General features: G+C 70.1%; 19 protein-coding genes and 1 pseudogene. 9 read left to right on the forward strand and 11 right to left on the reverse strand.

All coding sequences use genetic code 11. The features are described from left to right. Positions 1–124 precede the first annotated feature (124 nt). The 4 genes from lspA (at position 125) to nrdR (ending at position 5,820) form a co-directional block, all read left to right on the forward strand. A complete protein-coding gene (gene lspA, locus AB0K08_RS09455) occupies positions 125–640 on the forward strand; it encodes a signal peptidase II (protein ID WP_363353981.1) in 516 nt (171 codons plus the stop codon). Then, positions 624–1,586: an RluA family pseudouridine synthase gene (locus tag AB0K08_RS09460; RefSeq protein ID WP_363353723.1), complete on the forward strand. Its 963-nt coding sequence runs from the start codon at positions 624–626 to the stop codon at positions 1,584–1,586. The genes lspA and AB0K08_RS09460 overlap by 17 nt, the downstream gene beginning before the upstream one ends. 46 nt (positions 1,587–1,632) lie before the next feature. Further along, entirely contained in the window at positions 1,633–5,226 is a 3,594-nt protein-coding gene (dnaE, locus tag AB0K08_RS09465; RefSeq protein ID WP_363353725.1) for a DNA polymerase III subunit alpha, read from the forward strand. Between the two features lie 96 nt (positions 5,227–5,322). Next, complete coding sequence (gene nrdR, locus AB0K08_RS09470) at positions 5,323–5,820, forward strand: transcriptional regulator NrdR (RefSeq protein ID WP_363353727.1); 498 nt, start codon at positions 5,323–5,325, stop codon at positions 5,818–5,820. A 261-nt stretch (positions 5,821–6,081) separates the two neighbouring features. Here nrdR and ppgK read toward each other — a convergent pair. Then, positions 6,082–6,867: pseudogene (gene ppgK, locus AB0K08_RS09475) on the reverse strand (polyphosphate--glucose phosphotransferase); the annotation flags it as partial. 59 nt (positions 6,868–6,926) lie between these two features. Continuing rightward, a complete protein-coding gene (gene map / locus AB0K08_RS09480; RefSeq protein WP_363353729.1) occupies positions 6,927–7,880 on the reverse strand; it encodes a type I methionyl aminopeptidase in 954 nt (317 codons plus the stop codon). Positions 7,881–7,927: 47 nt separating this feature from the next. Here map and AB0K08_RS09485 point away from each other — a divergent pair, with 47 nt between their 5' ends. Further along, on the forward strand, positions 7,928–8,101 hold the full coding sequence (locus tag AB0K08_RS09485) for an SPOR domain-containing protein (RefSeq protein WP_363353731.1): 174 nt from the start codon (positions 7,928–7,930) through the stop codon (positions 8,099–8,101). 5 nt (positions 8,102–8,106) lie between these two features. Here AB0K08_RS09485 and panB read toward each other — a convergent pair whose 3' ends face one another. Continuing rightward, positions 8,107–8,949, reverse strand: coding sequence for a 3-methyl-2-oxobutanoate hydroxymethyltransferase (panB, locus tag AB0K08_RS09490; protein ID WP_363353733.1), 843 nt, complete (start codon positions 8,947–8,949; stop codon positions 8,107–8,109). Positions 8,950–9,011: 62 nt separating this feature from the next. On the opposite strand from panB, the gene glnA (AB0K08_RS09495) reads away from it, so the two are divergent. Next, positions 9,012–10,352, forward strand: coding sequence for a type I glutamate--ammonia ligase (gene glnA / locus AB0K08_RS09495; protein WP_363353735.1), 1,341 nt, complete (start codon positions 9,012–9,014; stop codon positions 10,350–10,352). Between the two features lie 6 nt (positions 10,353–10,358). Then, positions 10,359–13,445: a bifunctional [glutamine synthetase] adenylyltransferase/[glutamine synthetase]-adenylyl-L-tyrosine phosphorylase gene (locus AB0K08_RS09500; protein WP_363353737.1), complete on the forward strand. Its 3,087-nt coding sequence runs from the start codon at positions 10,359–10,361 to the stop codon at positions 13,443–13,445. A 43-nt stretch (positions 13,446–13,488) separates the two neighbouring features. On the opposite strand, the gene AB0K08_RS09505 is transcribed toward AB0K08_RS09500, so the two are convergent. The 3 genes from AB0K08_RS09505 to glnA (AB0K08_RS09515) all read right to left on the reverse strand — a co-directional run bounded on the left by AB0K08_RS09505 (position 13,489) and on the right by glnA (AB0K08_RS09515) (position 16,684). After that, the gene (locus AB0K08_RS09505) at positions 13,489–14,022 is read right to left on the reverse strand and encodes a hypothetical protein (RefSeq protein ID WP_363353739.1); all 534 of its coding nucleotides are present in this window, start codon (positions 14,020–14,022) and stop codon (positions 13,489–13,491) included. A gap of 94 nt (positions 14,023–14,116) precedes the next feature. After that, complete coding sequence (locus AB0K08_RS09510) at positions 14,117–15,100, reverse strand: LLM class flavin-dependent oxidoreductase (RefSeq protein ID WP_363353741.1); 984 nt, start codon at positions 15,098–15,100, stop codon at positions 14,117–14,119. 159 nt (positions 15,101–15,259) lie between these two features. Further along, a complete protein-coding gene (gene glnA, locus AB0K08_RS09515; RefSeq protein ID WP_363353743.1) occupies positions 15,260–16,684 on the reverse strand; it encodes a type I glutamate--ammonia ligase in 1,425 nt (474 codons plus the stop codon). A 138-nt stretch (positions 16,685–16,822) separates the two neighbouring features. Here glnA (AB0K08_RS09515) and AB0K08_RS09520 point away from each other — a divergent pair, with 138 nt between their 5' ends. After that, a complete protein-coding gene (locus AB0K08_RS09520; RefSeq protein ID WP_363353745.1) occupies positions 16,823–17,356 on the forward strand; it encodes an RDD family protein in 534 nt (177 codons plus the stop codon). An 8-nt stretch (positions 17,357–17,364) separates the two neighbouring features. Here the strand turns inward: AB0K08_RS09520 and AB0K08_RS09525 are convergent, their stop codons facing one another. From AB0K08_RS09525 to lipB, 3 genes are read right to left on the reverse strand one after another with little or no spacing between them, the layout of a single operon-like run. Beyond that, a complete protein-coding gene (locus AB0K08_RS09525) occupies positions 17,365–18,189 on the reverse strand; it encodes a DUF4191 domain-containing protein (protein ID WP_363353747.1) in 825 nt (274 codons plus the stop codon). Between the two features lie 12 nt (positions 18,190–18,201). Continuing rightward, a complete protein-coding gene (gene lipA, locus AB0K08_RS09530) occupies positions 18,202–19,206 on the reverse strand; it encodes a lipoyl synthase (protein ID WP_363353749.1) in 1,005 nt (334 codons plus the stop codon). Beyond that, positions 19,203–19,955: a lipoyl(octanoyl) transferase LipB gene (gene lipB, locus AB0K08_RS09535; protein WP_363353751.1), complete on the reverse strand. Its 753-nt coding sequence runs from the start codon at positions 19,953–19,955 to the stop codon at positions 19,203–19,205. The genes lipA and lipB overlap by 4 nt, the downstream gene beginning before the upstream one ends. 111 nt (positions 19,956–20,066) lie before the next feature. Between lipB and AB0K08_RS09540 the strand changes: the two genes are divergently transcribed. After that, positions 20,067–21,515, forward strand: coding sequence for a serine/threonine-protein kinase (locus AB0K08_RS09540; RefSeq protein ID WP_363353753.1), 1,449 nt, complete (start codon positions 20,067–20,069; stop codon positions 21,513–21,515). A 61-nt stretch (positions 21,516–21,576) separates the two neighbouring features. On the opposite strand, the gene AB0K08_RS09545 is transcribed toward AB0K08_RS09540, so the two are convergent. After that, entirely contained in the window at positions 21,577–21,936 is a 360-nt protein-coding gene (locus tag AB0K08_RS09545; RefSeq protein WP_363353754.1) for a hypothetical protein, read from the reverse strand. Between the two features lie 4 nt (positions 21,937–21,940). Beyond that, complete coding sequence (sucB, locus tag AB0K08_RS09550; RefSeq protein WP_363353755.1) at positions 21,941–23,812, reverse strand: 2-oxoglutarate dehydrogenase, E2 component, dihydrolipoamide succinyltransferase; 1,872 nt, start codon at positions 23,810–23,812, stop codon at positions 21,941–21,943. Positions 23,813–23,847: the final 35 nt, after the last annotated feature.

Genomic DNA, 23,847 nt, shown 5'->3' on the forward strand with positions numbered 1-23,847 from the left:
CCACCGACCCCGGCCCGGCGCCGGACCGCACCGAAGGACTGCCCGCGTGAGCCAAACCGAGCCCAGCCGAGACGACGCGCAGCAGGGTGGACCCCGCTCGGGCCCGAGGCGCCACCGGGCCTGGATCGCCGTGGTGGTGTTCGCCGTGGGATACATCGCGGACCAGCTGACCAAGCGCTGGGTGGAGACCACCATGACGGAGGGCCAGGTCACGGACGTCCTGGCGCCGGTGCTGCGGTGGCACTTCATCCGCAACCCCGGGGCGGCCTTCTCCATCGGCGAGGAGCACACCTGGATCTTCACCATCATCCAGGCGGCGGTGGCGGTCTTCGTGGTGGTCCTGCTGTTCCGGGTCCGCTCCGCCGTCTGGGCCGTGGCGCTGGGCGGCCTGCTCGGCGGTGTCCTGGGAAACCTCACGGACCGGCTCCTCCGCCCGCCGGGCTTCGGCGTGGGGCACGTGGTGGACTTCATCGCGCTGCCGAACTTCGCCATCTTCAACATCGCCGACTCGCTGATCGTGTGCTCCATGATCGGCATCGTGTTGCTCATGTTCACCGGATACCAGCTCGACGGCACCCGCGAGGTGCCGGAGAAGACCGCCGACAAGCCCACCGGGCCGGGCCGTGACCTCGACGCCTGAACCCGGCCCGGCCGTCGTCGTGCCCCAGGGCCCGGACCTGGGCCGCCGGGTGGACGCCGTGGTGGCCACCGCCCTCGGGGTCTCCCGCACCAAGGCCGCGGGCTGGTGCGCGGCGGGGCACGTGAGGCAACGGCCGGCGGGGGACCGGACGCCCGGACAGCCGGTGCCGAAGTCCGCCCGGGTGGTGGCCGGCACCGAACTCGTGGTCGAGATCCCCGAGGAGCCCAACCCGCTGGACGTGAAGGTGGAGATCGTGGAGGACCTGAGAATCCTGGCCGACGACTCGGACTATGTGGTCGTGGACAAGCCGGTCGGGGTGGCGGCGCACCCGTCACCGGGATGGCTCGGGCCCACCGTGGTCGGGGGGCTGGCCGGCGCCGGCTACCGGATCTCGACCTCGGGTGCCCCCGAACGGCAGGGGATCGTGCACCGGCTGGACGTGGGGACCTCCGGCATCATGGTGGTCGCCAAGTCCGAACGGGCCTACACCGTGCTCAAGGACGCCTTCCGGGACCGGACCCCGCAGAAGACCTACCACGCGGTGGTGCAGGGCCTGCCGGACCCGCTGAACGGGACCATCGACGCGCCCATCGGCCGCCACCCGGGTCACGACTGGAGGTTCGCGGTGCTGGAGGGCGGCCGCAACTCCGTGACCCATTACCAGACGCTGGAGGCCTTCGGCCGGGCGACCCTGGTGGAGGTCACCCTGGAGACCGGCCGGACGCACCAGATCCGCGTGCACTTCTCCGCCCTCCGCCACCCCTGCGCCGGGGACCTGACCTACGGCGCGGACCCGAGGCTGGCGGCCGAACTCGGCCTGACGCGGCAGTGGCTGCACGCCCACCGCCTGGGCTTCCCCCACCCGGTCACGGGGCAGTGGGTGCACTACGAGAGCCCCTACCCCCAGGACCTGGACTATGCGCTGGGCGTGTTGCGCGGCGAGTGACTAGGGTGGTTGACCGGCAGAACGAGCAGTAGGGAAGAAGCAGAGCATGACCGCCACAGCGCAGAGTACCCGGGACGCAGCCAAGGACGGCGGGTTCGCACACCTGCACACCCACACGGAGTATTCCATGCTGGACGGAGCGGCCAAGCTGACCGAGCTGTTCGCCGAGACCGAGCGGCTCGGCATGGACTCCATCGCCATCACGGACCACGGCTACCTCTTCGGGGCCTTCGACTTCTGGAAGAAGGCCACCGATGCCGGCATCAAGCCGATCATCGGCCTCGAGGCCTACCTGACCCCCGGCCAGCAGCACCGCACGGACAAGACCAAGGTGCGGTGGGGCGAGCAGCACCAGCGCGGGGACGACGTCTCCGGCGGCGGCGCCATCACCCACATGACCCTGCTGTCCAAGAACAACACGGGCATGCACAACCTGTTCCGCGCCGGGTCGATCGCCTCCCTGGACGCCGCCTACGCCAAGTGGCCGCGCATCGACCGCGAGCTGCTCTCCACGTACTCCGAAGGGCTGATCGGCACCACGGGCTGCCCCTCGGGGGAGATCCAGACCCGCCTGCGGCTGGGCCAGTACCACGAGGCCCGCGAGGCCGCCGCCGAGTTCCAGGACATCTTCGGCAAGGAGAACTTCTACTGCGAGCTGATGTTCCACGGCCTGGACCTGGAGAAGCGGGTCGTGAACGACCTGCTCAAGCTGTCCAAGGACCTGAACCTGCCGCTGCTGGCCACCAACGACCTGCACTACACCCACGAGCACGACGCCAAGCCGCACGAGGCGCTGCTGGCCATCCAGTCCGGGTCCACGCTGCTCGAACCGACCTATGACCAGGGCGGCTCGCGCTTCGCCTTCTCCGGGACCGAGTTCTACCTGAAGTCGCCGCGGCAGATGCGGGACCTGTTCTCCGAGTTCCCGGAGGCCTGTGACAACACCCTGCTGATCGCCGAACAGTGCGAGGTGTCCTTCAACACCGAAGCCAACTACATGCCCAAGTTCCCCTGCCCGCCGGGCGAGGACGAGACGAGCTGGCTGACCAAGGAGGTCGCCACCGGGCTGGCACACCGCTATCCCGACGGCGTCCCCTCCCACGTGCGCAAGCAGGCCGACTACGAGCTGGACGTCATCATCTCGATGGGCTTCCCCGGCTACTTCCTCGTGGTGGCCGACTTCATCAACTGGGCCAAGGACCACGGCATCCGGGTGGGCCCCGGCCGCGGCTCCGGCGCCGGCTCCATGGTGGCCTACGCCCTGAAGATCACCGAGCTGGACCCCCTGGCGCACGGGCTGATCTTCGAGCGGTTCCTGAACCCTGACCGCGTGTCCATGCCCGACTTCGACGTCGACTTCGATGACCGCCGCCGCTCCGAGGTGATCGACTACGTCACCGAGAAGTACGGTGACGAGCGCGTGTCCATGATCGTCACCTACGGCACCATCAAGACCAAGCAGGCCCTCAAGGACTCCGCCCGCGTGATGGGCTTCCCGTTCTCCATGGGGGAGACCCTCACCAAGGCGCTGCCGCCGGCCGTGATGGCCAAGGACATCCCCCTCAACGAGATCGAGGACAAGAAGTCCTCCCGCTACGGCGAGGCCGGGGAGTTCCGCGAGCTCGTCTCGACCGATCCGGACGCCGGCAAGGTCTTCGAGACCGCCAAGGGCGTGGAGGGCCTGAAGCGGCAGTGGGGCGTGCACGCCGCCGGCGTGATCATGTCCTCCGAGCCGATCATCGACGTCATCCCGATCATGCGCCGCCTGCAGGACGGGCAGGTCATCACCCAGTTCGACTACCCCACGGCGGAGGGGCTCGGGCTGATCAAGATGGACTTCCTCGGACTGAGGAACCTGACGATCATCTCGGACGCGATCGAGAACATCCAGATGAACCAGGACTTCACCCTGGACCTGGAGTCCCTCACGTTCGACGACCAGCCCTCCTATGAGCTGCTGGCCCGGGGCGACACCCTGGGCGTGTTCCAGCTGGACGGCGGCCCCATGCGGGCGCTGTTGAAGATGATGAAGCCGGACAACTTCGAGGACATCTCGGCCACCATCGCCCTCTACCGGCCGGGCCCCATGGGCGCGAACTCGCACACGAACTACGCGCTGCGCAAGAACGGCCAGCAGGAGATCACCCCGATCCACCCGGAGCTCGAGGAACCGCTCGCCGAGATCCTGGGCACCACCTACGGCCTGATCGTGTACCAGGAGCAGGTCATGGCCATCGCCCAGAAGGTCGCCGGCTTCTCGCTCGGCCAGGCGGACATCCTGCGCCGCGCCATGGGCAAGAAGAAGAAGTCGGAGCTGGACAAGCAGTACGCGGGGTTCCACCAGGGCATGGTGGACCACGGGTACTCGGAGGCCGCCGTGAAGGCCCTGTGGGACATCCTGCTGCCGTTCTCCGACTACGCCTTCAACAAGGCCCACTCCGCCGCCTACGGGCTGGTGTCCTACTGGACCGCCTACCTCAAGGCGCACTACCCGGCCGAGTACATGGCCGCCCTGCTCACCTCCGTGGGGGATGACAAGGACAAGATGGCCATGTACCTCAACGAGTGCCGACGGATGGGCATCTCGGTGCTGCCGCCGGACGTCAACGAGTCCTCCCTGTACTTCACCTCGGTCGGCAAGGACATCCGCTTCGGCATGGGCGCGGTCCGCAACGTCGGCGCCAACGCCGTGGCCGGGATGGTCTCGTCCCGTGAGGAGAAGGGGGCCTTCGCCTCCTTCCAGGACTTCTTCAAGAAGGTCCCCGCGGTGGTGTGCAACAAGCGCACCATCGAGTCGCTCATCAAGGCCGGCGGCTTCGACTCCCTGGGCTACGCCCGCCGGGCCCTGCTGGCGGTGCACGAGGAGGCCGTGGACGCCGCGGTGTCCCAGAAGCGCCAGGAGGCCAACAACCAGTTCGACTTCTTCTCCCTGCTCGAGGAGGAGGGCGGGGACGCCGGAGACGCCGGATTCGGCATCGAGGTCCCGGACATGCCGGAGTGGGACAAGAACGACAAGCTCACCTTCGAGCGCGAGATGCTCGGCCTCTACGTCTCCGACCACCCCCTGCAGGGCCTCGACGGCGTGCTGGCCCAGCACGCGGACATCTCCATCACCCATATCCTGTCCGACGACGGCCCCTCCGACGGTGCCATGGTCACCATCGCGGGGCTCATCACCAACCTCGAGCGGCGCATCGCCAAGAGTTCCGGCAACGCCTACGCGCGCACGGAGATCGAGGACCTGGGCGGCTCCATGGACGTGATGTTCTTCGGCAAGGCCTATGCCCCGATCGCCACGATGCTGGCGCAGGACCTCGTGGTGGCCGTCAAGGGCCGGGTGCAGCGCCGCGACGACGGCTCGATCTCGCTGAGCGCCCAGGAACTGACCATCCCGGACCTGTCCGACGGACACTCCGGCCCGGTCTCCCTCACCCTGCCGGCCTTCAAGGCCAACGAGACCGTGGTCTCCGCGCTGGGAGACGTGCTCAAGACCCACCCCGGCACCACCGAGGTGCGGCTCAAGCTCACGGGGACCCGCACCATGGAGGTCATGCAGCTGGGGGCCGACTTCCGGGTGAGCCCCAACCCGGCCCTCTTCGGCGACCTCAAGGTGCTGCTGGGCCCGGCCTGCCTCGAGTGAAACCACTACATCTGGTAATCACACGATTGTTATTACGCCATATGTGGGTTTATGATGGACCGTGAGCACATCGGCTGAAGGGAGCGTCAGGGACTGATGCATTGCCCCTTCTGCCGGCACGAGGACTCCCGGGTGGTGGACTCCCGCTCGCTGGACGACGGCTCGGCCATCCGCCGGCGCCGCCAGTGCCAGTCCTGCGGGAAACGCTTCACCACCATGGAGACCACGGCGCTGACGGTCGTCAAGCGGTCCGGGGTGGCAGAGCCCTTCGACCGGTCGAAGGTCATCAACGGCGTCCGGAAAGCGTGCCAGGGACGGCCGGTCACCAGTGACGACCTCGCGATGCTGGCGCAGGAGGTCGAGGAGACCATCCGGGCCACGGGCAACGCCGAGGTGGACGCCCACGAGGTGGGGCTCGCGATCCTGGATCCGCTGCGCCGCCTGGACCAGGTGGCCTACCTGCGGTTCGCGTCCGTCTACCAGGCGTTCGACTCGCTGGACGACTTCGCCCGCGCGGTCGAGGACCTGCGGTCGGCCGGTCACCAGCCGGAGGCCGCGATCAGAGCCCTGCAGCCGAGGCTCTTCACCCGCTGAGGCGGAAGGCCCCACGGGGCAACGAGACTGCCGATGGCGGCTCCGGAGGGGAAGCCGGAGCCGCCATCGGTCACCGCGTCCGGTACAGGGCTACTCCGCCCGGCCGGAGGCACGGATGGCCTGGTCCGCCTGCCGGACGACCGTCGCCGGATCCGTTCCGTCATCCACCGACCACTGCGCCATCGCCTGATCGGCGGCCTTCCGGGCGGTGCCGAGCAGGGCCTGCCGGGTCGCGGTGCCGGCCACCGGATCGGTGGCCCAGAGCGCGGCCCCGACGATGCCGGCGTTGTTCTTCAGGGCGGCCGGGACGATCGGGGAGCGCAGGTCAAGCAGCGGCAGGTAGTCGTCCGGTCGCTTGGAGATGCCGCCGCCCACGATGATCAGGTCGGGGTAGAAGATGCGCTCCACGTACGAGAAGTACCGCTGGAGCCGTTCGGCGTAGGCCGGCCAGTCCAGTCCGTCGCGTTCGCGGGCCGCGGCGGAGGCGCGGGTCTCGGCCACGGCGCCGTCGAGTTCGATGGTGCCGAGCTCGAGGTTGGGGACCAGCTCGCCGTCACGGAACAGCCCCGCCCCGATCCCTGTGCCCAGGGTGATGACCAGGACCGTGCCCTGCACCCCCTTGCCGGCGCCGTAGCGCACCTCGGCCAGGCCGGCGGCGTCCGCGTCGTTCACGGTGGACGCGGGTCGCTTCAACGCCTCGGAGAACAGGCCGTCCACGTCGGTGCCGATCCAGGAGGCGTCCATGTTGGTGGCCGTGAGGCAGACCCCCTGGTGGATGACGGCCGGGAAGTCGATGCCCACGGGCAGGGTCCGGGACGGCGCGCCCGGACGGGTGTCCAGTTCCCCCACGATCTCGGTCAGCACGGAGGCCACGGCCTCGGGGACGGCCGGTTGCGGCGTGGGGATGCGGAAGCGGTCACCCACCAGCCGTCCGGTCTTCGGGCCCTCGCCCAGCTGGACGATCCCGCCCTTCATCCCGGTGCCGCCGATGTCCACCCCCAGGGTGGTGAACAGGCCGGCGGCCGGGTCGGTGGTCTTCTTCGCCATGGTGTGCTCCCGGGAGGTGTGGTCGGTGGGTGGGGTACGGCCGGCCGGGTCGGGGCCGGTCAGGGCAGCGTCAGGATCTCGGCTCCGTCGTCGGTGACCACCAGGGTGTGCTCGAACTGGGCGGTGCGCTTCCGGTCCCGCGTCACCACGGTCCAGTCGTCCTCCCACATATCCCATCGGATGGTGCCGAGGGTGATCATCGGCTCGATCGTGAAGACCATGCCGGGGACCATCACCGTGTTGTGCGCGGGCGCGGCGTCGTAGTGCGGGATGACCAGGCCGGAGTGGAACTCGCGCCCCACCCCGTGGCCGATGAAGTCGCGCACCACGCCGTAGCCGAAGCGCTTGGCGTAGGACTCGATCGCGCGGCCGATCACGTTGATCTCGCGCCCGGGCTTGACCGCCTTGATCCCGCGCATCATGGCCTCGTGGGTGCGTTCCACCAGCAGGCGGGACTCCTCGTCCACGGTGCCGACCAGGTAGGTCATGTTGTGGTCGCCGTGGTGGCCCTCCAGGTACGCCGTGATGTCCAGGTTGACGATGTCCCCGTCCTCCAGGACCGTGTCGTCCGGGATGCCGTGGCAGATCACCTCGTTCAGCGAGGTGCAGATGGCCTTGGGGAAGCCCTTGTATCCCAGGCAGGAGGGATAGGCCCCGTGGTCGCAGATGAACTCGTGCGCTATCCGGTCCAGGGCCGCCGTCGTCACACCCGGCGCGATGTGCCGGGCCGCCTCCTCCATGGCCTGGGCGGCGATGCGCCCGGCGGCCCGGATCTTCTCCACGCCCTCGGCATCGTAGACGTCAGAGCCGTTGCCCTCATCGGCCGTGGCCCGGCCGACGTACTCCGGCCGCTCGATGTGTGCGGGAACGGCCAGCTGGGGGGCGACGACGCCCGGCACCAGGGTGCCCAGCGGTGCCTTCGAGCCGGGCTCGCCACGGGACGGGCCCTCGGGGGCCGGCCCGTTGTGGCTGGCGGGACGGGCGGTGGTCTGCTGCGCGGCGTTCTGGGACATACCCCGATCCTATCGCCGCCGTGGACCCCGCCGGTTAGGGTGGGCGCATGAGTGAATACTGGTACAACGTGGTGAGTCACCAGGTCGAGGAGGGCCCGCAGTCGGACTGGTCGAGGCTGCTGGGCCCCTATGCCTCCCGGGCGGAGGCCGAACAGGCAATCGCCCAGGTGCAGGCCAACAACGAGCGCTGGGACGAGGCGGACGAGGACGCCAACGACTGAGTCGCCTAGGACTCGAAGCCGTGCTCCGGGGCGGGGAAGGACCCCTCGAGGACGTCGCGGCGGTAGGCGGTGACGGCCTGGGAGACCTCGGTGCGCAGGTCGGCGTACTGCTTGACGAACCGCGGCATCCTCCCCTCCCGCAGCCCCAGCATGTCCTGCCACACCAGCACCTGCCCCGTGGTGGCGCCCCCGGCACCGATCCCCACCGTGGGCACGCGCAGGGCCTCATCCACCCGGCGGGCGATGTCCGAGGGGACCATCTCCATCAGGACCGCGAAGGCCCCGGCGTCCTGCAGGACGGTGGCCTCACGGATCATGGACTCGGCCGCGTCTGAACCGCGGCCCTGGACGCGGTAGCCGCCCAGGACGTTCTCCGACTGCGGGGTGAAGCCGATGTGCGCCATCACGGGCACCCCGGCATCCGTCATCATCCTCACGTGCTCGGCGTAGCGCTCCCCGCCCTCCATCTTCACGGCGTGGACCCCGGCCTCCTTGACCAGCCGGATGGCGCTCTCGGTCGCCTGCTGGGCCGAGAGCTCGTAGGAGCCGAAGGGCAGGTCGCACAGGACCATGGCCCGCCGGGTGCCGCGGACCACGGAGCCGGCGAAGACGATCATCTCGTCCAGGGTGATCGGCAGCGTGGTGGCGTGGCCCATCATGTTGTTGGCCGCCGAGTCGCCCACCAGGACGGTCTCGAGGCCCGCCGCATCGAAGATCTGGGCCATCTGGAAGTCGTAGGCCGTCAGCATGGCGAACCTCCGGCCCTCGTCCTTGGCCTGTTGCAGGTGCGCGGTGCGGTAGCGGGCCGGGGCCGGGGCGGCGTACGGCGCGGTTTCATTCTCAGCCATGGCGGCAGTCTAGCGGCCCGTCGGACGCCGGTTGCCGTGCCGCTCGCACTACAGTGGAGACCATGGATCGCCAACAGGAGTTTGTCCTCAGGACCATCGAGGACCGGGACGTGCGCTTCGTCCGGCTGTGGTTCACCGACGTCACCGGGACCTTGAAGTCCGTGGCGCTGGCCCCGGCGGAGGTCGAGGGGGCCTTCGCCGAGGGGCTGGGGTTCGACGGGTCCTCGATCGACGGCTACACCCGCATCTTCGAATCCGACATGCTGCTGCAGCCCGATCCCTCGACGTTCCAGATCCTGCCCTGGCGGGGCGAGGAGGAACCGACCTCACGGATGTTCTGCGACGTGCTCACCCCGGACGGCGAGCCCTCCGCGGCGGATCCCCGCCAGGTGCTGCGCCGCCAGCTGTCCCGGGCCGCGGACATGGGCTTCACGTTCTACACCCACCCGGAGATCGAGTTCTACCTGCTGAAGTCCAAGGACCTGGGGCCCGACGGCCAGCCGGTCCCCGTGGACCAGGCCGGCTACTTCGACCACGAACCCGGCGGCGTGGCCACGGACTTCCGCCGGCACGCGGTCAACATGCTGGAGGCGATCGGCATCTCGGTGGAGTTCAGCCACCACGAGTCCGGTCCGGGACAGAACGAGATCGACCTGCGGTACGCGGACGCCCTGCAGACGGCGGACAACATCATGACCTTCCGGACGGTCATCAAGGAGGTGGCCCAGCTCCAGGGCAACTACGCCACCTTCATGCCCAAGCCGTTCGGCGAGCATGCCGGCTCCGGCATGCACACCCACTTCTCCCTGTTCGAGGGGGACTCGAACGCCTTCTTCGAACCCAGCGCGGAGTTCCACCTCTCCACCACGGGGCGCCGGTTCATCGCCGGGCTGCTGCACCACAGCGTGGAGGTCACGGCCATCACCAACCAGTTCGTGAACTCCTACAAGCGGCTCTGGGGCGGGGGAGAGGCCCCCTCGTACGTGTCCTGGGGGCACAACAACCGCTCGGCGCTGGTCCGGGTGCCCCTGTACAAGCCGGACAAGGCCGGGTCCGCCCGCGTCGAGTACCGGGGGGTCGACGCCTCGGCCAACCCGTACCTGACCTACGCGGTGCTTCTGGCGGCGGGGCTGAAGGGCATCGAGGAGGAGTACGAGCTGCCGGAGGCCGCTGCCGAGGACATCAGCGCGCTGACCTCCATGGAGCGCCGGGCGCTGGGCCATCATTCCCTGCCCGGGACCCTCCATGACGCCCTGCGGGCCATGGAGGAGTCCGAGTTCGTGGCCGAGGTGCTGGGGGAGACGGTCTTCGAGAACTTCCTGCGGAACAAGCGCCAGGAGTGGGACGAGTACCGGGTCGAGGTCACGCCATTCGAGCTGCAGCGCAACCTCGGCATCCTCTGAGGCGGCATGGCACCCACAGCGGATCAGGCCGGTCCCGGGCGCAGGACGCTCGTCAGCGCCGGCTTCGCGGACTGGTCCCGGGCCCGCGAGCTCCTGGCCTCTGACGAGCTCGAGGGCCTCGACCGGGACGAGCTGGTCAGGATCCTCGCCCGGGCACCGGACCCCGACCAGGCGCTGATCCTGCTCGTCCGGCTGCTGGAACGGGCCCCCGCCGTGGCGCAGGTGCTCGGGGACGCCCCGGGCTCCCTCGCCCTGGCCCGCCTGCTCGGCACCTCCGAGGCGCTGGGGGAGTTCCTCATCCGCCGCCCGGACCACGTTGACCTGCTCACCGATCCGGCCGCGGCCGCCGCCTCCGCCCCCGTACTGGGCCCGGAGGGGCTGGCAGCGGACCCGTCGCGGCTGCGTGCGCTGCTGCTGGAGTCCGTCGGGGCGGACCCGGCCGAGGCGCGTCCCGTGTCCACCCTGCGCGGCAGGGAGGCAGCCGCCGCGCTGCGGATCGCCTACCGCCGCCAGCTCACGGCCCTGGCCATCCAGGACGTGACCGCCGCGGACCCGCGGGCGGCCGAACCGGCGGTGTCCGCCTGGCTGGCCGATCTGGCCGGCGCCGCGATCGAGGCGGGCCTCGCCGCGTCCCGTGCGGACGCCGTCGAGCAGTTCGGCCCTGACACCGCCCGGGTGGGCCTGGCCGTCATCGGGATGGGCAAGTGCGGGGCGCGGGAGTTGAACTACATCTCGGATGTTGACGTCATCTTCGTCCACGACTCCGTCCTGGGAGACGACCACCGGGCGGCCTCGATCGCCTCCGCCCTCGCCTCGGGGATCTCGAAGTACGCCACGGCCGCGGCACCCGAGCAGGGGTTGTGGGAGATCGACGCGAACCTGCGCCCGGAGGGCAAGGACGGGGCCCTGTCCCGGACGGTGGAGTCCCACGCCGAGTACTACCGGCGCTGGGCGCACACCTGGGAGTTCCAGGCGCTGCTCAAGGCCCGCCCCATCGCCGGCGATCCGGACCTGGGCACGGAGTACGTCGAGACCATCTGGCCCCTGGTGTGGACCAGCTCCGAGCGCGAGGGGTTCGTCGCCTCGGTGCAGGGGATGCGCGGGCGGGTCCTGGACAACATCGCCCACCAGAACCGGGACCGGGAGATCAAGCTCGGGGCCGGGGGGCTGCGGGACGTGGAGTTCACCGTCCAGCTGCTGCAGCTGGTGCACGGCAAGACCGAGGAGTCCGTGCGGGTGCGGAACACGCTGGAGGCCATCCGCGCGCTGGAGGAGCGGTCCTACATCGGGCGCAAGGACGCGGAGTCCCTCGCCGCCGCCTACCGCTACCTGCGGCTGCTGGAGCACCGCATCCAGCTCGTGCACCTGCGGCGCACCCACCTGATGCCGGACAAGGCCCATGCGCTCTGGGTGCTGGCCCGGGCGGCGAAGGGCCCCGGTGAGCCCGGCCCCTCTGACGCCGACGGGCTGACCTCCCTGTGGAAGCGCACCCGCAAGACGGTCCGCGCGCTGCACGAGAGGATCTTCTACCGTCCGCTGCTGTCCACCACCGCCGCGCTCTCCGCGGACGAGGCGAAGCTGACCCCGGAGGCGGTCCGCCAGCGACTCGCCGCCCTGGGCTACCTCGATCCGGCCGGCGCGGTCCAGCACATCGAGGCCCTCACCGTCGGCGTCTCGCGCCGATCAGCGCTCCAGCGCCAGCTCCTGCCGGTGATGCTCGGCTGGCTCGCCAGCGGTCCCAACCCGGACGGCGGCCTGCTCGGCTTCCGGCGGCTCTCGGAGTCGCTGGGCTCCTCCCCCTGGTTCCTGGGCATGCTCCGGGACTCCTCGGCGGCGGCCGAGCGGCTCTGCCAGATCCTCTCCCTGTCCTCCTACATCTCGGACATGCTGGAGCACCGGCCCGAGGCGGCCGCGTGGCTGGGCCGGGACCGGGACCTGGTGCCGATGCCCTTCGAGTCCCAGTGGCAGGAGATCCGGGCGAAGATGTCCCGGCACCCCGAGCAGGACGAGGCCATCCGTCAGATCCGGTTGATCCGGCAGCGGGAGATCCTGCGCACCGCCATCGCGGACGCCTCCGGGCTGCTGGACCAGGACGCCGTGGGTCGGGCGCTCTCGGACGCGGACCGCGCCGCCGTGCTCGGGGCCCTGCACGTGGCGGAGAACTCGCTGTTCGGTCATCCGGACCACCGGGCGGACCCCTCGGGCAGCCCCGAGGAGCTGACGGACGTCCTGGTGGTGGCCATGGGACGCCAGGGCGGGCGGGAGATCGGCTACGGGTCCGACCTGGACGTGCTGTTCGTGCACCGGCCCCGGGCGGGGGCGGACCAGGACGCGGCCCAGCGCCAGGCGGTGGAGTTGTCCAAGCTGGTCACCTCACTGATGACGAAGCCCTGCCGTCCTCCGGTGCTGGGCGAACGTCCGCTGGTGATGGACGCGGACCTGCGGCCGGAGGGCAAGAAGGGACCGCTCGTGCGGTCGCTGGACTCCTACCGGGAGTACTACCGCCGCTGGGCCGAGATCTGGGAGGTCCAGGCCCTGTTGAAGGCCCGCCCGGTGGCCGGTAGCGCGGACCTGGCCGAGGAGTTCACCTCCTGGGCGGACTCGGTGCGCTACGCGTCGGACCCCGGGGCGGCGTCCATCCGGGAGATCCGCCGCATCAAGGCCCGGGTGGAGGCCGAACGGCTGCCACGTGGCGCCGATCCGGCCCGGCACCTGAAGCTGGGCCGTGGCGGGCTGACGGACGTCGAATGGCTGGTCCAGACCCTGCAGCTGCAGCACGCGGCGGAGCATGCGAGCCTCCGGACGACCTCCACCATGGACGCGCTGAAGGCCCTCGCCCAGGAGGGGATCCTGCCGGCCGAGGACGCCGAGGTGCTGGACCGGGCCTGGCATCTGGCCACCCGGATCCGCGCCGGGAACATCGTCTGGTCCGGCAAGCCCTCGGACACGCTGCCGACCAAGCGTCAGGACCTGGAGGCCGTGGCCCGTTGGTGCGGCTACGAGCTCGGTCAGGCCGCCCAGCTGGAGGAGGACTACCTACGGTCCACCCGCCACGCGCGGCAGGTCTTCGAGAAGCACTTCTACGGGTCCTGAGCGGCGCATGCCGTCCCGGCCGGGCCGGCCCGACCGGATGCACTCAGTCCGTGGGGGTGAACGCCGCCCGGGAGGCGGTGAACCCCGGGCCGTCCGCCCAGGAGCAGGCCACGCCGTCCTCCGAGGACTCGCAGCGGACCTCGCCGACCTGCAGGGCCTGGCCGTAGTCGAGCGTCCGGGCCTCCGGGGCGAAGAAGACCCCCTCGCGCTGGCACCCGGCCTCCGCCGTCCCCTCGCGGGTGATGGCGGTCCAGGGGCCGTCGGCCTCGGGGTCGTCGCAGGAGGGGAGGTTCTCCACCACGTCACGGGCGTGGCATCCGGCCAGGAACCCGGTGGACCCCTCCGGATCGATGCCACAGGCGAGGTTGCCGGTGGGGGATTCGAACACGTAGACCCCGGAGCCGGGCGAGCGTGCGAAGCGCTCTTCGTCCACCGTCTCCCAGTCCGGTTCCACCGTGGGTCCGGTCTGCTGCGGGACGGGGCTGTCGTCGGCAGGGGGCTGGTTTCCGGCGCAGCCGACCAGGGACAGGGCCGTGAGGGACATCAGGCTCACAGCGAGCAACGGGGCACGTCTCATGCACCCACCCTCTCCCGACGACGCCGGACCGGAGAACCCTCAGGTCAGAGGGCGGCAGGATCGCAATGGAATCGTCACCTTCCGGTCCGCGGACTCAGCGCCGGATGACGTGCTCGCCCAGTAGCTCCAGGGTGCGGTGCCGGGCCGCCAGGTCCGGGGCGGCGTTGGTGATGATGAGCTCATCCGCCTTGACGCGCTCACGGAACTCGTCGAGGTAGGTCCTGACCGTGTCGATGGTGCCCACGGCGGTGTACTTCATCATGGACAGCACCTGCTCGCCGCCGGCGGAGTGCAGCAGCATGGTCACGTCCTCCTCGGACAGGTCGCGGCCCCGTCCGAGCATCTGCCGGATGCGGTGGCGGTGGGCGATCTCCAGCTGGGCGTGCGCCTCCGCCTCGGTGTCCGCCGCGATCACGTTGAGTGCGGCGATGAAGTGGGGCTCCGGGTAGTCCTCGGACGGCTCGAAGGACTCCCGGTAGAGGCGCGCGGCGTGCTCCAGCATCTGGGGCGCGAAGTGTGAGGCGAAGGAGTAGCCCAGGCCCAGGGCCGCCGCGAGCTGGGCGCCGTACTGGGAGGAGCCGAGCACGAACAGCGGCACGTTCGTCCCGCTGCCGGGGAAGGCGTCCACGCCCGGGATGAGGCTCTCGCCCTTCAGGTAGCCCGCCAGCTCCTTGACGTCCCGGGGGAACGTGTCCGCCGCGGAGGGGTCCCGGCGCAGGGCCATCATGGTGCGCTGGTCCGTCCCGGGGGCACGTCCCAAGCCGAGGTCGATCCGGCCCGGGTGGATCTCGGCCAGCGTGCCGAACTGCTCGGCGATCACCAGGGGGGAGTGGTTCGGCAGCATGATGCCGCCGGCCCCCAGCCGGATCGACGAGGTCTGATCGGCCACGTGCCCGATCAGCACGGAGGTGGCTGAGGAGGCGATGGAGGGGAAGTTGTGGTGCTCTGCGAACCAGATCCGGCGGAAGCCCTGTTCCTCCGCCTGCTGCGCCAGTTCGACGCTGGCGGCCACCGCCTGGGCGACAGGTTGTCCCGGCAACACGGTGGACAGGTCGAGGATGGACAGCGGATAGCTCACGCGGGCACCTTTCACAGGGCTTGTACAGACGGGGTTCTCCTGAGGCACAGCCTCCGGGACAGCCCGGATATTCCCCCGCCATCCACCGTTCGCGCCGGGGAAGGCGACAGCCCCTGACGGTGACGTCGGAGCGTCACCGTCAGGGGCCGTCGTCGGGCGTCACACGCCGTAGTAGAGCTCGAACTCGTAGGGGTTCGGCCGGATGGACAGCGGGAGGATCTCGTTCTCCCGCTTGTACTCGATCCAGGCCTCGATGAGGTCCTCCGTGAAGACGTCGCCGGCGAGCAGGAACTCGTGGTCCTCCTCCAGGGCGCGCAGGGCCTCCTCCAGGGAGGCCGGTGCCTTCTGGATGGACGCGGCCTCCTCGGCGGGCAGTTCGTACAGGTCCTTGTCGATCGGCTCGGCCGGCTCGATCCGGTTGCGGATGCCGTCCAGGCCGGCCATGAGCTGGGCGGCGAAGGCCAGGTAGGGGTTGCCGGAGGGGTCCGGCGCGCGGAACTCCAGGCGCTTGGCCTTGGGGTTGGAGCCGGTGATCGGGATGCGGATGGCGGCGGAGCGGTTGCCCTGGGAGTAGACCATGTTGATGGGGGCCTCGAAGCCCTTCACCAGCCGGCGGTAGGAGTTCACCGTGGGGTTGGTGAAGGCCAGGATGGCGGAGGCGTGCTTGAGGAGGCCACCGATGTACCAGCGGGCGGTGTCCGAGAGGTTGGCGTAGCCCTTCTCGTCGTAGAACAGCGGCTCGCCGGCGTTCCACAGGGACTGGTGGCAGTGCATGCCCGAGCCGTTGTCCCCGAAGACCGGCTTCGGCATGAACGTCGCGGTCTTGCCGAAGGCCTCCGCGGTGTTCTTGACCACGTACTTGAACTTCATCAGGTCGTCCGCAGCGTGGGTCAGCGTGTTGAACTTGTAGTTGATCTCGGCCTGGCCGGCGGCGCCGACCTCGTGGTGGGAGCGTTCGACCTCGAGGCCGACCTCGTCCAGGGCCACGCAGATCGCGTCGCGCAGGTCGGCCTGCTTGTCCACCGGGGAGACGGGGAAGTAGCCGCCCTTGACGGGGGTCTTGTGGCCCAGGTTGCCGCCCTCCTCCTTCCGGCCCGTGTTCCACCAGGCCTCGTCCGAGTCGACGGAGTAGAAGCTGTGGTTCGGCGTGGACTGATACCGGACGTCCTCGAAGATGAAGAACTCGGCCTCGGAGGCGAAGTTGGCGGTGTCGGCGATGCCGGTCGAGGCGAGGTACTCCTCCGCCTTCTGGGCCACGCCCCGCGGATCGCGGTGGTAGGGCTCACCCGTGCGCGGGTTCACGATCGAGAAGCTCATGACGAGGGTCTTCTCCACGCGGAACGGGTCCAGGTAGGCCGTGGCCACATCCGGGATCAGCTGCATGTCCGATTCGGCGATCCCCTGGAAGCCGCGGATGGAGGAGCCGTCGAACAGCTGGCCCTCCACGAAGAACTCCTCGTCCACCGCCTTCGCCGGAAGGTTGAAGTGCTGCTGGACGCCTGGCAGGTCGGTGAATCGGACATCGACGAAGACGACGTCCTCGTCCTGGATGAACTGCAGGACGTCCTGGGCGGTGGTGAACATCTGGATGTGCTCCTCGGGGTTCGGTAATGCGCCTACTCTATCGAGGTGCCGTATCCCGACGGTGACAGATGTGTTTCCGGCGTGTAACGTGTCCGATCCCCGGCCGGGGCCCGGCCCCGGACTCGGTAGAGTGAAGCGGTGGCACGAACCCCTCAGAATCCCCCCGGCGCCGGCGACGACGGCGCGTCCGGTTCCCGACGCCCCTCCGGCAGGCGGGGGGCCGAGGACCCCTTGGTCACCCGCCGGGACATGGCCGGCTGGGTCGGTGGCTCCGCGCGGCCGAACGCGGTCGGGCGCTGGCCCGGCGAACGGCTGGGGCTGGCCGAGAGCGGCCCGACCTCCATGGCCGGATGGGGCCGCCGGATCCTCGCGGTCCTGATCGACTGGTTCATCGCCCTGTTCATCAGCACCGTGTGGTTCGAGGGACACCCCCTCGTGACCCTCGGGTTCTACGTCCTGCTGCAGGTGGTCCTGGTGAGCCTGTTGGGCACCACCGTGGGCAAGCGGATCGCCGGGATCCAGGTGGTCCGGGTGGGCGGCGCCATGGCCGGGCCCGTGAAGACCCTGATCCGCACGGGCCTGTGGTGCCTGGTGGTGACGCCCTTCATGATCGACGCTGATGGCCGGGGACTGCACGACCGGGCGGCCGGCACCGTGCTGATCCGGATGTAGCGCCGTCCTCAGCGCCCGCGCATGGCCTTGCGGTCCGGTCGCGCGCGGTAGGGGTCGATGCCCTTGGGGATCGGCATCTTCGTGGACCCCAGGGAGTTCAGCCGCTTGTCGACCGCCTGGACCTCCTGCTTGGTGAGGGTCTTCTTCATCCGCTTCAGGGTCTTGGACAGCTCATGCAGCTCGACCTGGTCATCGCCGTGCCCCGTGGCCAACACCTGGATCGGCACGTTCGGCAGGAACCGCTGCATGTTCCTGCGCTCCTTCTCCACGAGCGGCCGCACCCGGCTGGTGGGGCCCTCGGTGACGAGGACGACGCCGGGACGCCCGACGGCGCGGAAGACCGCGTCCTGCGTCTTCGGGCTGACCGCCACCGGCTGCTCGGGGATGATCCAGCCACGGCGGAGCGTGGACAGCGCGGCGCCGGCCGCACCGGGGCGCCCGTCGATGCGCGCGAACGCCGCCTTCTCGGCCCTGCGATTCATGATGACCACCGCGGCCAGCAGGCCGAAGGGGATGGCGATGAGCAGCCACGTGATCCAGTTGTCCAGCAACAGGCCCACGACGAGTCCGATGACCAGGACGGCCACGAACGCCAGGGCCATCCACAGCACGACCTTCGGGTCGTGGGCGCGGGTCATGGAGAAGACGTCGCGGAGCTGCTTGAAGACACCGGGCTTCTTGGTGGCCTTCTTCCGGGCCTTGGTCTCGGCCTTGGTCTCCTTCGTCCGGACCTTGTCCTGGAGGCGCCGTTCCCGCTGCTCGGCCTTGACGGCCTTCAGCTTGGCGCGGGTCGATGCGGACGAGGATGCTGCGGAATCTTTGCTCTGGACCATAGTGACTCCAGTCTACCGGCCAGCGAGCAGCGAGGCCGCCTCCTGCCGGGTGGAGCCGGACTCCTCGATGTGGGACAGGTTCGCGGGCATCTGACGGCCCAGCTTGCGCATGGCGGTGGCGTAGAGGCGTCCGGCGCGGTAGGAGGACCGCACCAGCGGCCCGGCCATGACGCCGGCGAAGCCGATCTGCTCGGCGCGCTCGGACCAGTGCACGAACTCCTCCGGCTTCACCCACCGGTCGATCGGGTGGTGCAGCTTGGAGGGGCGCACATACTGCGTCACCGTGATGATGTCGCAGCCGGCCTCGTGCAGGTCCACGAGGGCCTGGTCGATCTCGTGGTCCTCCTCGCCCATGCCCAGGATCAGGTTGGACTTCGTGACGAGCCCGTCCGCCTTGGCCATGTTCAGCACCCGCAGGGACTTGTCATAGGTGAAGGCCGGCCGGATCGCCTTGAAGATCCGCGGAACGGTCTCGAGGTTGTGCGCGAAGACCTCCGGGCGGGCGTCGAAGACCACCTGGACCAGCTCGGGATCGGCCCCGAAGTCAGGGGGCAGGATCTCGATGCCCGTGTTGGGGTTGAGCTCGTGGACCTTGCGGATCGTCTCGGCGAAGAGCCAGGCGGCCCCGTCCTTCTGGTCGTCCCGTGCCACGCCCGTGACCGTGGTGTAGCGCAGGTTCATCTCCCGGATGTTCTCGGCCACGCGGCGGGGCTCGTCGAGGTCCAGGGGCTGCGGCTTGCCGGTGGCGATGTCGCAGAAGCCGCACCGGCGGGTGCAGGTGTCGCCGCCGATGAGGAAGGTGGCCTCGCGGTCCTCCCAGCACTCGAAGATGTTGGGGCAGCCGGCCTCCTCACACACGGTGTGCAGACCGGAGGACTTCACCTTGTTCTTGAGGTTGATGTACTCGGGCCCGATGTCGACCTTGGCCTTGATCCAGTCCGGCTTGCGTTCGACCGGAACCTCGGCGTTGCGGGCCTCGACGCGCAGGAGTCGGCGGCCGTCAGGGGATGCGCTCACTGAAGTGTTTCCTTCCGCAGGGGGTTCGGGGTGGGGGAGTCGCCGGCGGCGTCCGCCAACAGGGTCGGTGCGACCGGCGCGAGATGGCCGGGGGCCAGCGCGGCCAGGTGCTCCCGGACCGTGGCCAGCGCCTCAGCCGGGGTGACGGTGCGGCCGAGCTCGGCCGAGATGGTGGTGGAGCCGGCGTCGGTGATGCCGCAGGCCACGATGTGCTCGTAGGGCGCCAGGGAGTTGCTGCAGTTCAGGGCGAAGCCGTGCATCGAGACCCCGTGGTTGACGCGTAGCCCGATGGCGGCGATCTTGCGGTCCGGGACGGTCCGGCCGGCCGCGTCCGTGCCGCCGAGGATCCAGACGCCGGAGCGTCCGTCCACGCGTTCGCCGGTCAGGCCGAGGCCGGCCAGCGTCCGGATGAGGGCCTCCTCCAGGAACCAGACGTACTCCTTGACGGCCGCCGGATCCGCCAGCCGGACCACGGGATAGCAGACCAGTTGCCCCGGCCCGTGCCACGTGAGCTTGCCACCGCGGTCCACGTCCACCACCGGGGAGCCGTCGTCCGGAAGGTCGGCAGGCTCCGTGCGCTTTCCGGCGGTGTACACGGCGGTGTGCTCGAGGAAGAGGATGGCACCGGGGGAGACCCCCTCGACGACCCGGGCGTGGAGCTCCTGCTGGAGTTCCCACGCCGCTCGGTAGTCGACGGTGTCCGGGGACAGGCCCAGGACGCGGAACGGCGGCATGGTCGTTTCGGGCATGGCCTCACTCTATGCCCTGCCGGGGAGGCCTGTGGATAATCGCAGCGGGCCTCCCTGAAGGGCGGCAGGATGGAGGGGAGGAGACACGACCGGTTGCCGGAGGGGGAACAGATGCAGACGACGACGCCGCCGCCTGACGTCCCGGGGTGGGAGGTGGTGCGGGAACTGGGCCGGGGTGCCAACTCCACCGTGTGGCTCGTGACCGACGCCGAGGGGACCCAGGCCGCCCTGAAGATCCCGCAGCGGCGGGCCGCGGGGCCCGTGTCCGTGCTGCAGACGGAGATGCGGGCCGTGGGGGACCTGCGTCATGAGCATGTGGTGCGTCCCCTGGGCGTGGTGGAGACGGATGCCGGGCCCGGCCTGCTCAGCGAGTACCACGCCGGCGGTTCACTGGGCTCCCTGGTCCGCGCCGCCGGACCCCTGCCGCTGGGGCAGGTGGTCACGGTCCTGGTCCCCATGGCGCAGGCTCTGCAGGTGCTCCACGCCCGCGGTGTGGTCCACGGCGACGTGTCACCGGGCAACATCCTCTTCACCGTCCAGGGGCGCCCGGCGCTGGCCGACCTGGGCTCCTCCCGCGTCCTGGGTGGCGCCGAGCACCGTCTCGGGACCCCGGGCTTCTCCGCGCCGGAGCTGTACGACGACGGCGGGCCGGGGCGACTGGACCCGGCGGCCGACCTCTACTCGCTGGCGGCGGTCGGCTGGTACGCCCTGACCGGGAGGGCGCCGTCCCGGACGGCGTCCCGGGCGCCCCTGCCGATGATCCTCCCGGAGGTCCCCGGCGACGTGGTCGACCTGCTGGAGGCCGGGTTGGGCGAGGATCCGCAGCGCCGGCCCGGGGCCGAGCACTTCGCGGTCGCCGCCTACCGCTGGGCTGACCCGCAACCCCTGGACCTGTATCCCGGCGCCGCCGCGGAGGTCGCCCGGGAGCTGCCCACCCGCCGTCGTGCCCCTACGGTGTCCCGGCGGGCGCAGGCGCGGGGGCGGCGCCGCCGAGTGCTGACCGGGGCGGCGGCCGTGGTGGCGGCAGCCCTGGCCTGGGGTGCCGTGGGGTTCCTCGGCCCAGATGACCCGCCGAGCGCGGCGCCCCCGCACGCGGACGCCAGGGCGACGCCGGAGACCGCGCCCGCCGCGGACCCGGGGGCAGTGACTGGGGGTCCGGCGGAGGTGACGGCGGAGGCGACGGAGGAGGTGCGAGCGGCGGTCGCGGCCCTGGGCCCGGCCCGTGCCGAGGCGCTCACCTCCTTGGACCACGGACAGCTGGCGGCCTACAGCCTGCCCGACTCACCGGCCTTCGCCGCCGACGCGGCCCTGCAGCAGCAGCTGGCGGACCGGGACCTCCGCTTCCAGGGGCTCGACCTTCGGACCCGGGTGACAGGCGACGTCACCCTTCAGGACCCGCGGCACGCCTCCGCGCCGGTGGAGTCGCGGATCGGCCCCTACCGGACCGTCAGCTCGTCCGGGGACGCCGTGGCGGCCTCCGAGGGGCCGTTGGTCGAACGCCTCACCGTCCACCTCCGGCGGACGGGGGAGGGATGGCGGGTGCACCGGATCGAGCCGTGACGCCAGACGGCGGCCGACCGGGATCCGGTCGGCCGCCGTCAGCGGTGCGTACTGAGGTGGATCAGGAGTAGTCCTGCCACAGCACGGCCACGAGGATGTTGACCAGCGCCATCCCGCCCGTGGCATGGGCCAGGCCGGTGGACACCGGCTCGCCCTTGTTCTCCTTGCGCCGTGCCAGCAGCGCGGTCACGAAGACGCAGAGGCCGATGACCAGCTTGACGCCGATCTTGATGTGGTTCACCGGATCGTCACCCATCTCGGCGAGGCCGGCCAGCAGCAGGCCGGAGGCCAGCATGCCCCACGTGCCGTACCACTGGGACTTGGTGACGGTCGGGTTCTTGAAGTGGGCCAGCCACCCGCCGACGATCGCGGCGGCGGAGATGATGTGGATGGCGATGATGATCGCGGTGACGACCGCCATGGATTCAGACCCCCAACTCGTGGGCGAACTCGCCGGCTTCCAGACGCGCCTTGACGGTCTGCAGGAAGCGGCCGGCGTCTGCCCCGTCCACCAGGCGGTGGTCGTAGGTCAGGCTCAGGTACATCATGTGGCGGATGGCGATGGTGTCATTGCCCTCCTGGTCGGTGATGACCATGGGCCGCTTGACGATGGTGCCGACCCCGAGGATCGCCACGTTCGGCTGGTTGATGATCGGGGTGTCGAACAGGGCACCGACCGAGCCGAAGTTGGTGATCGAGAAGGTCCCACCGGACAGCTCGTCCGGGGAGATCTTGTTGTTGCGGGTCCGGTCCGCCACGTCGGCGATCTTGCCGGCGATCCCGGAGAGGTTCAGCGAACCGGTGTCCTTGATGACCGGGACGAACAGGCCCTTCTCGGTGTCCACCGCGATCGCGATGTCCTCGGAGTCGTGATAGGTGATCTCCGAGGTCTCGGCGTTGAACTCGGCGTTCAGCTTCGGATGCTGCTTCAACGCCTCGGTCACGGCCAGGGTGATGAACGGCAGGTACGTCAGCTTGACGCCGTTCTTCTGCTGGAAGCCGGTCTTGGCCTTGCCGCGCAGCGCCACCACCCGGGTCATGTCGATCTCGTGCACCTGGGTCAGCTGGGCCGAGACGTCCAGGGATTCGCGCATGCGCCGGGCGATGGTCTGCCGGATGCGCGGCGCCTTCTCCGTGGTTCCACGCTTGCCCGGGTCCACCGTGGAGGCGGCGGCCGGGGCCGGGGCAGCGCCTGCCGCACCCGCTGCCGGGGCGGCGGCGGGAGCGTTCGAGCCGGACTGGCGCGCCTTGGCGGCCTCGGCGGCCACCAGGACGTCCTGCTTGCGGATGCGGCCACCGACACCGGTGCCCACCACCGTGGACAGGTCCACGTCGTTCTGCTGGGCCAGGCGGCGCACGAGCGGGGTGACATAGCCCTCGCCCGGGGCTGCTCCGGCGGGAGCGGGGGTCGGTGCGGAGGACGCCTGCTCGGCGGGCTTCTCCTCGGCAGCAGGCTTCTCCTCAGCCTGCTTCTCCTCGGCAGCGGGCTTCTCGGCCGGCTTCTCCTCAGCTTCCCTTTCCTGGGCAGCAGGCTTCTCGGCGGGCTTCTCCTCGGCCTCCTTCTCCTGGGCAGCAGGCTTCTCGGCCGGCTTGTCCTCACCCGCAGGGGCGGCCGATCCGGACCCGACCAGGGCCAGCACGGCGCCGACCTCCACGGTCTCGTCCTCCTGGACCTTGATCTCCACGAGCTTGCCGGCCACGGGGGACGGGATCTCGGTGTCGACCTTGTCGGTGGAGACCTCGAGCAGCGGCTCATCGACCTCCACGTCGTCACCGATCTCCTTGAGCCAGCGCGTGACGGTGCCCTCGGTCACGGATTCGCCCAGCGCCGGTAGGGTGACCTCGGTGGAATCGCCGGTGCCCTGCTCCTCGGCATCCTCGGCGGCCACCTGTTCGGAGGACAGCTCCTGTCCGTCCGTGCTGCTGTCGCCGGTCTCGTCGTTGTCCGAGGCCTCGGCGGGCTCCTGCTCAGCCGGCGCCTCCTGCTTGGCCTCGTCCTCCTGGGTCTCCTCCTCGGCCTCGGCGGCAGCCGGAGCGTCGTCAGACGAGCCGCCACCGGAGCCGGAGCCGATCTTGGCCAGGGGGGCGTCGACCTCGACGGTCTCGTCCTCCTGGACGAGGATCTCCTCGAGAATGCCGGCCACGGGGGACGGGATCTCGGTGTCCACCTTGTCGGTGGAGACCTCCACCAACGGCTCGTCGACGGCGACCTCGTCGCCGACCTCCTTCAGCCAGCGGGTGACGGTGCCCTCGGTGACGGATTCACCCAGGGCCGGCAGGTTCACGGTTTCAGACATGGCGTCCCGTTTCTCCTCAAGTGCGTGCCGGCTTC

Source organism: Citricoccus sp. NPDC055426 (assembly GCF_040677445.1).
Taxonomy (GTDB): domain Bacteria; phylum Actinomycetota; class Actinomycetes; order Actinomycetales; family Micrococcaceae; genus Citricoccus.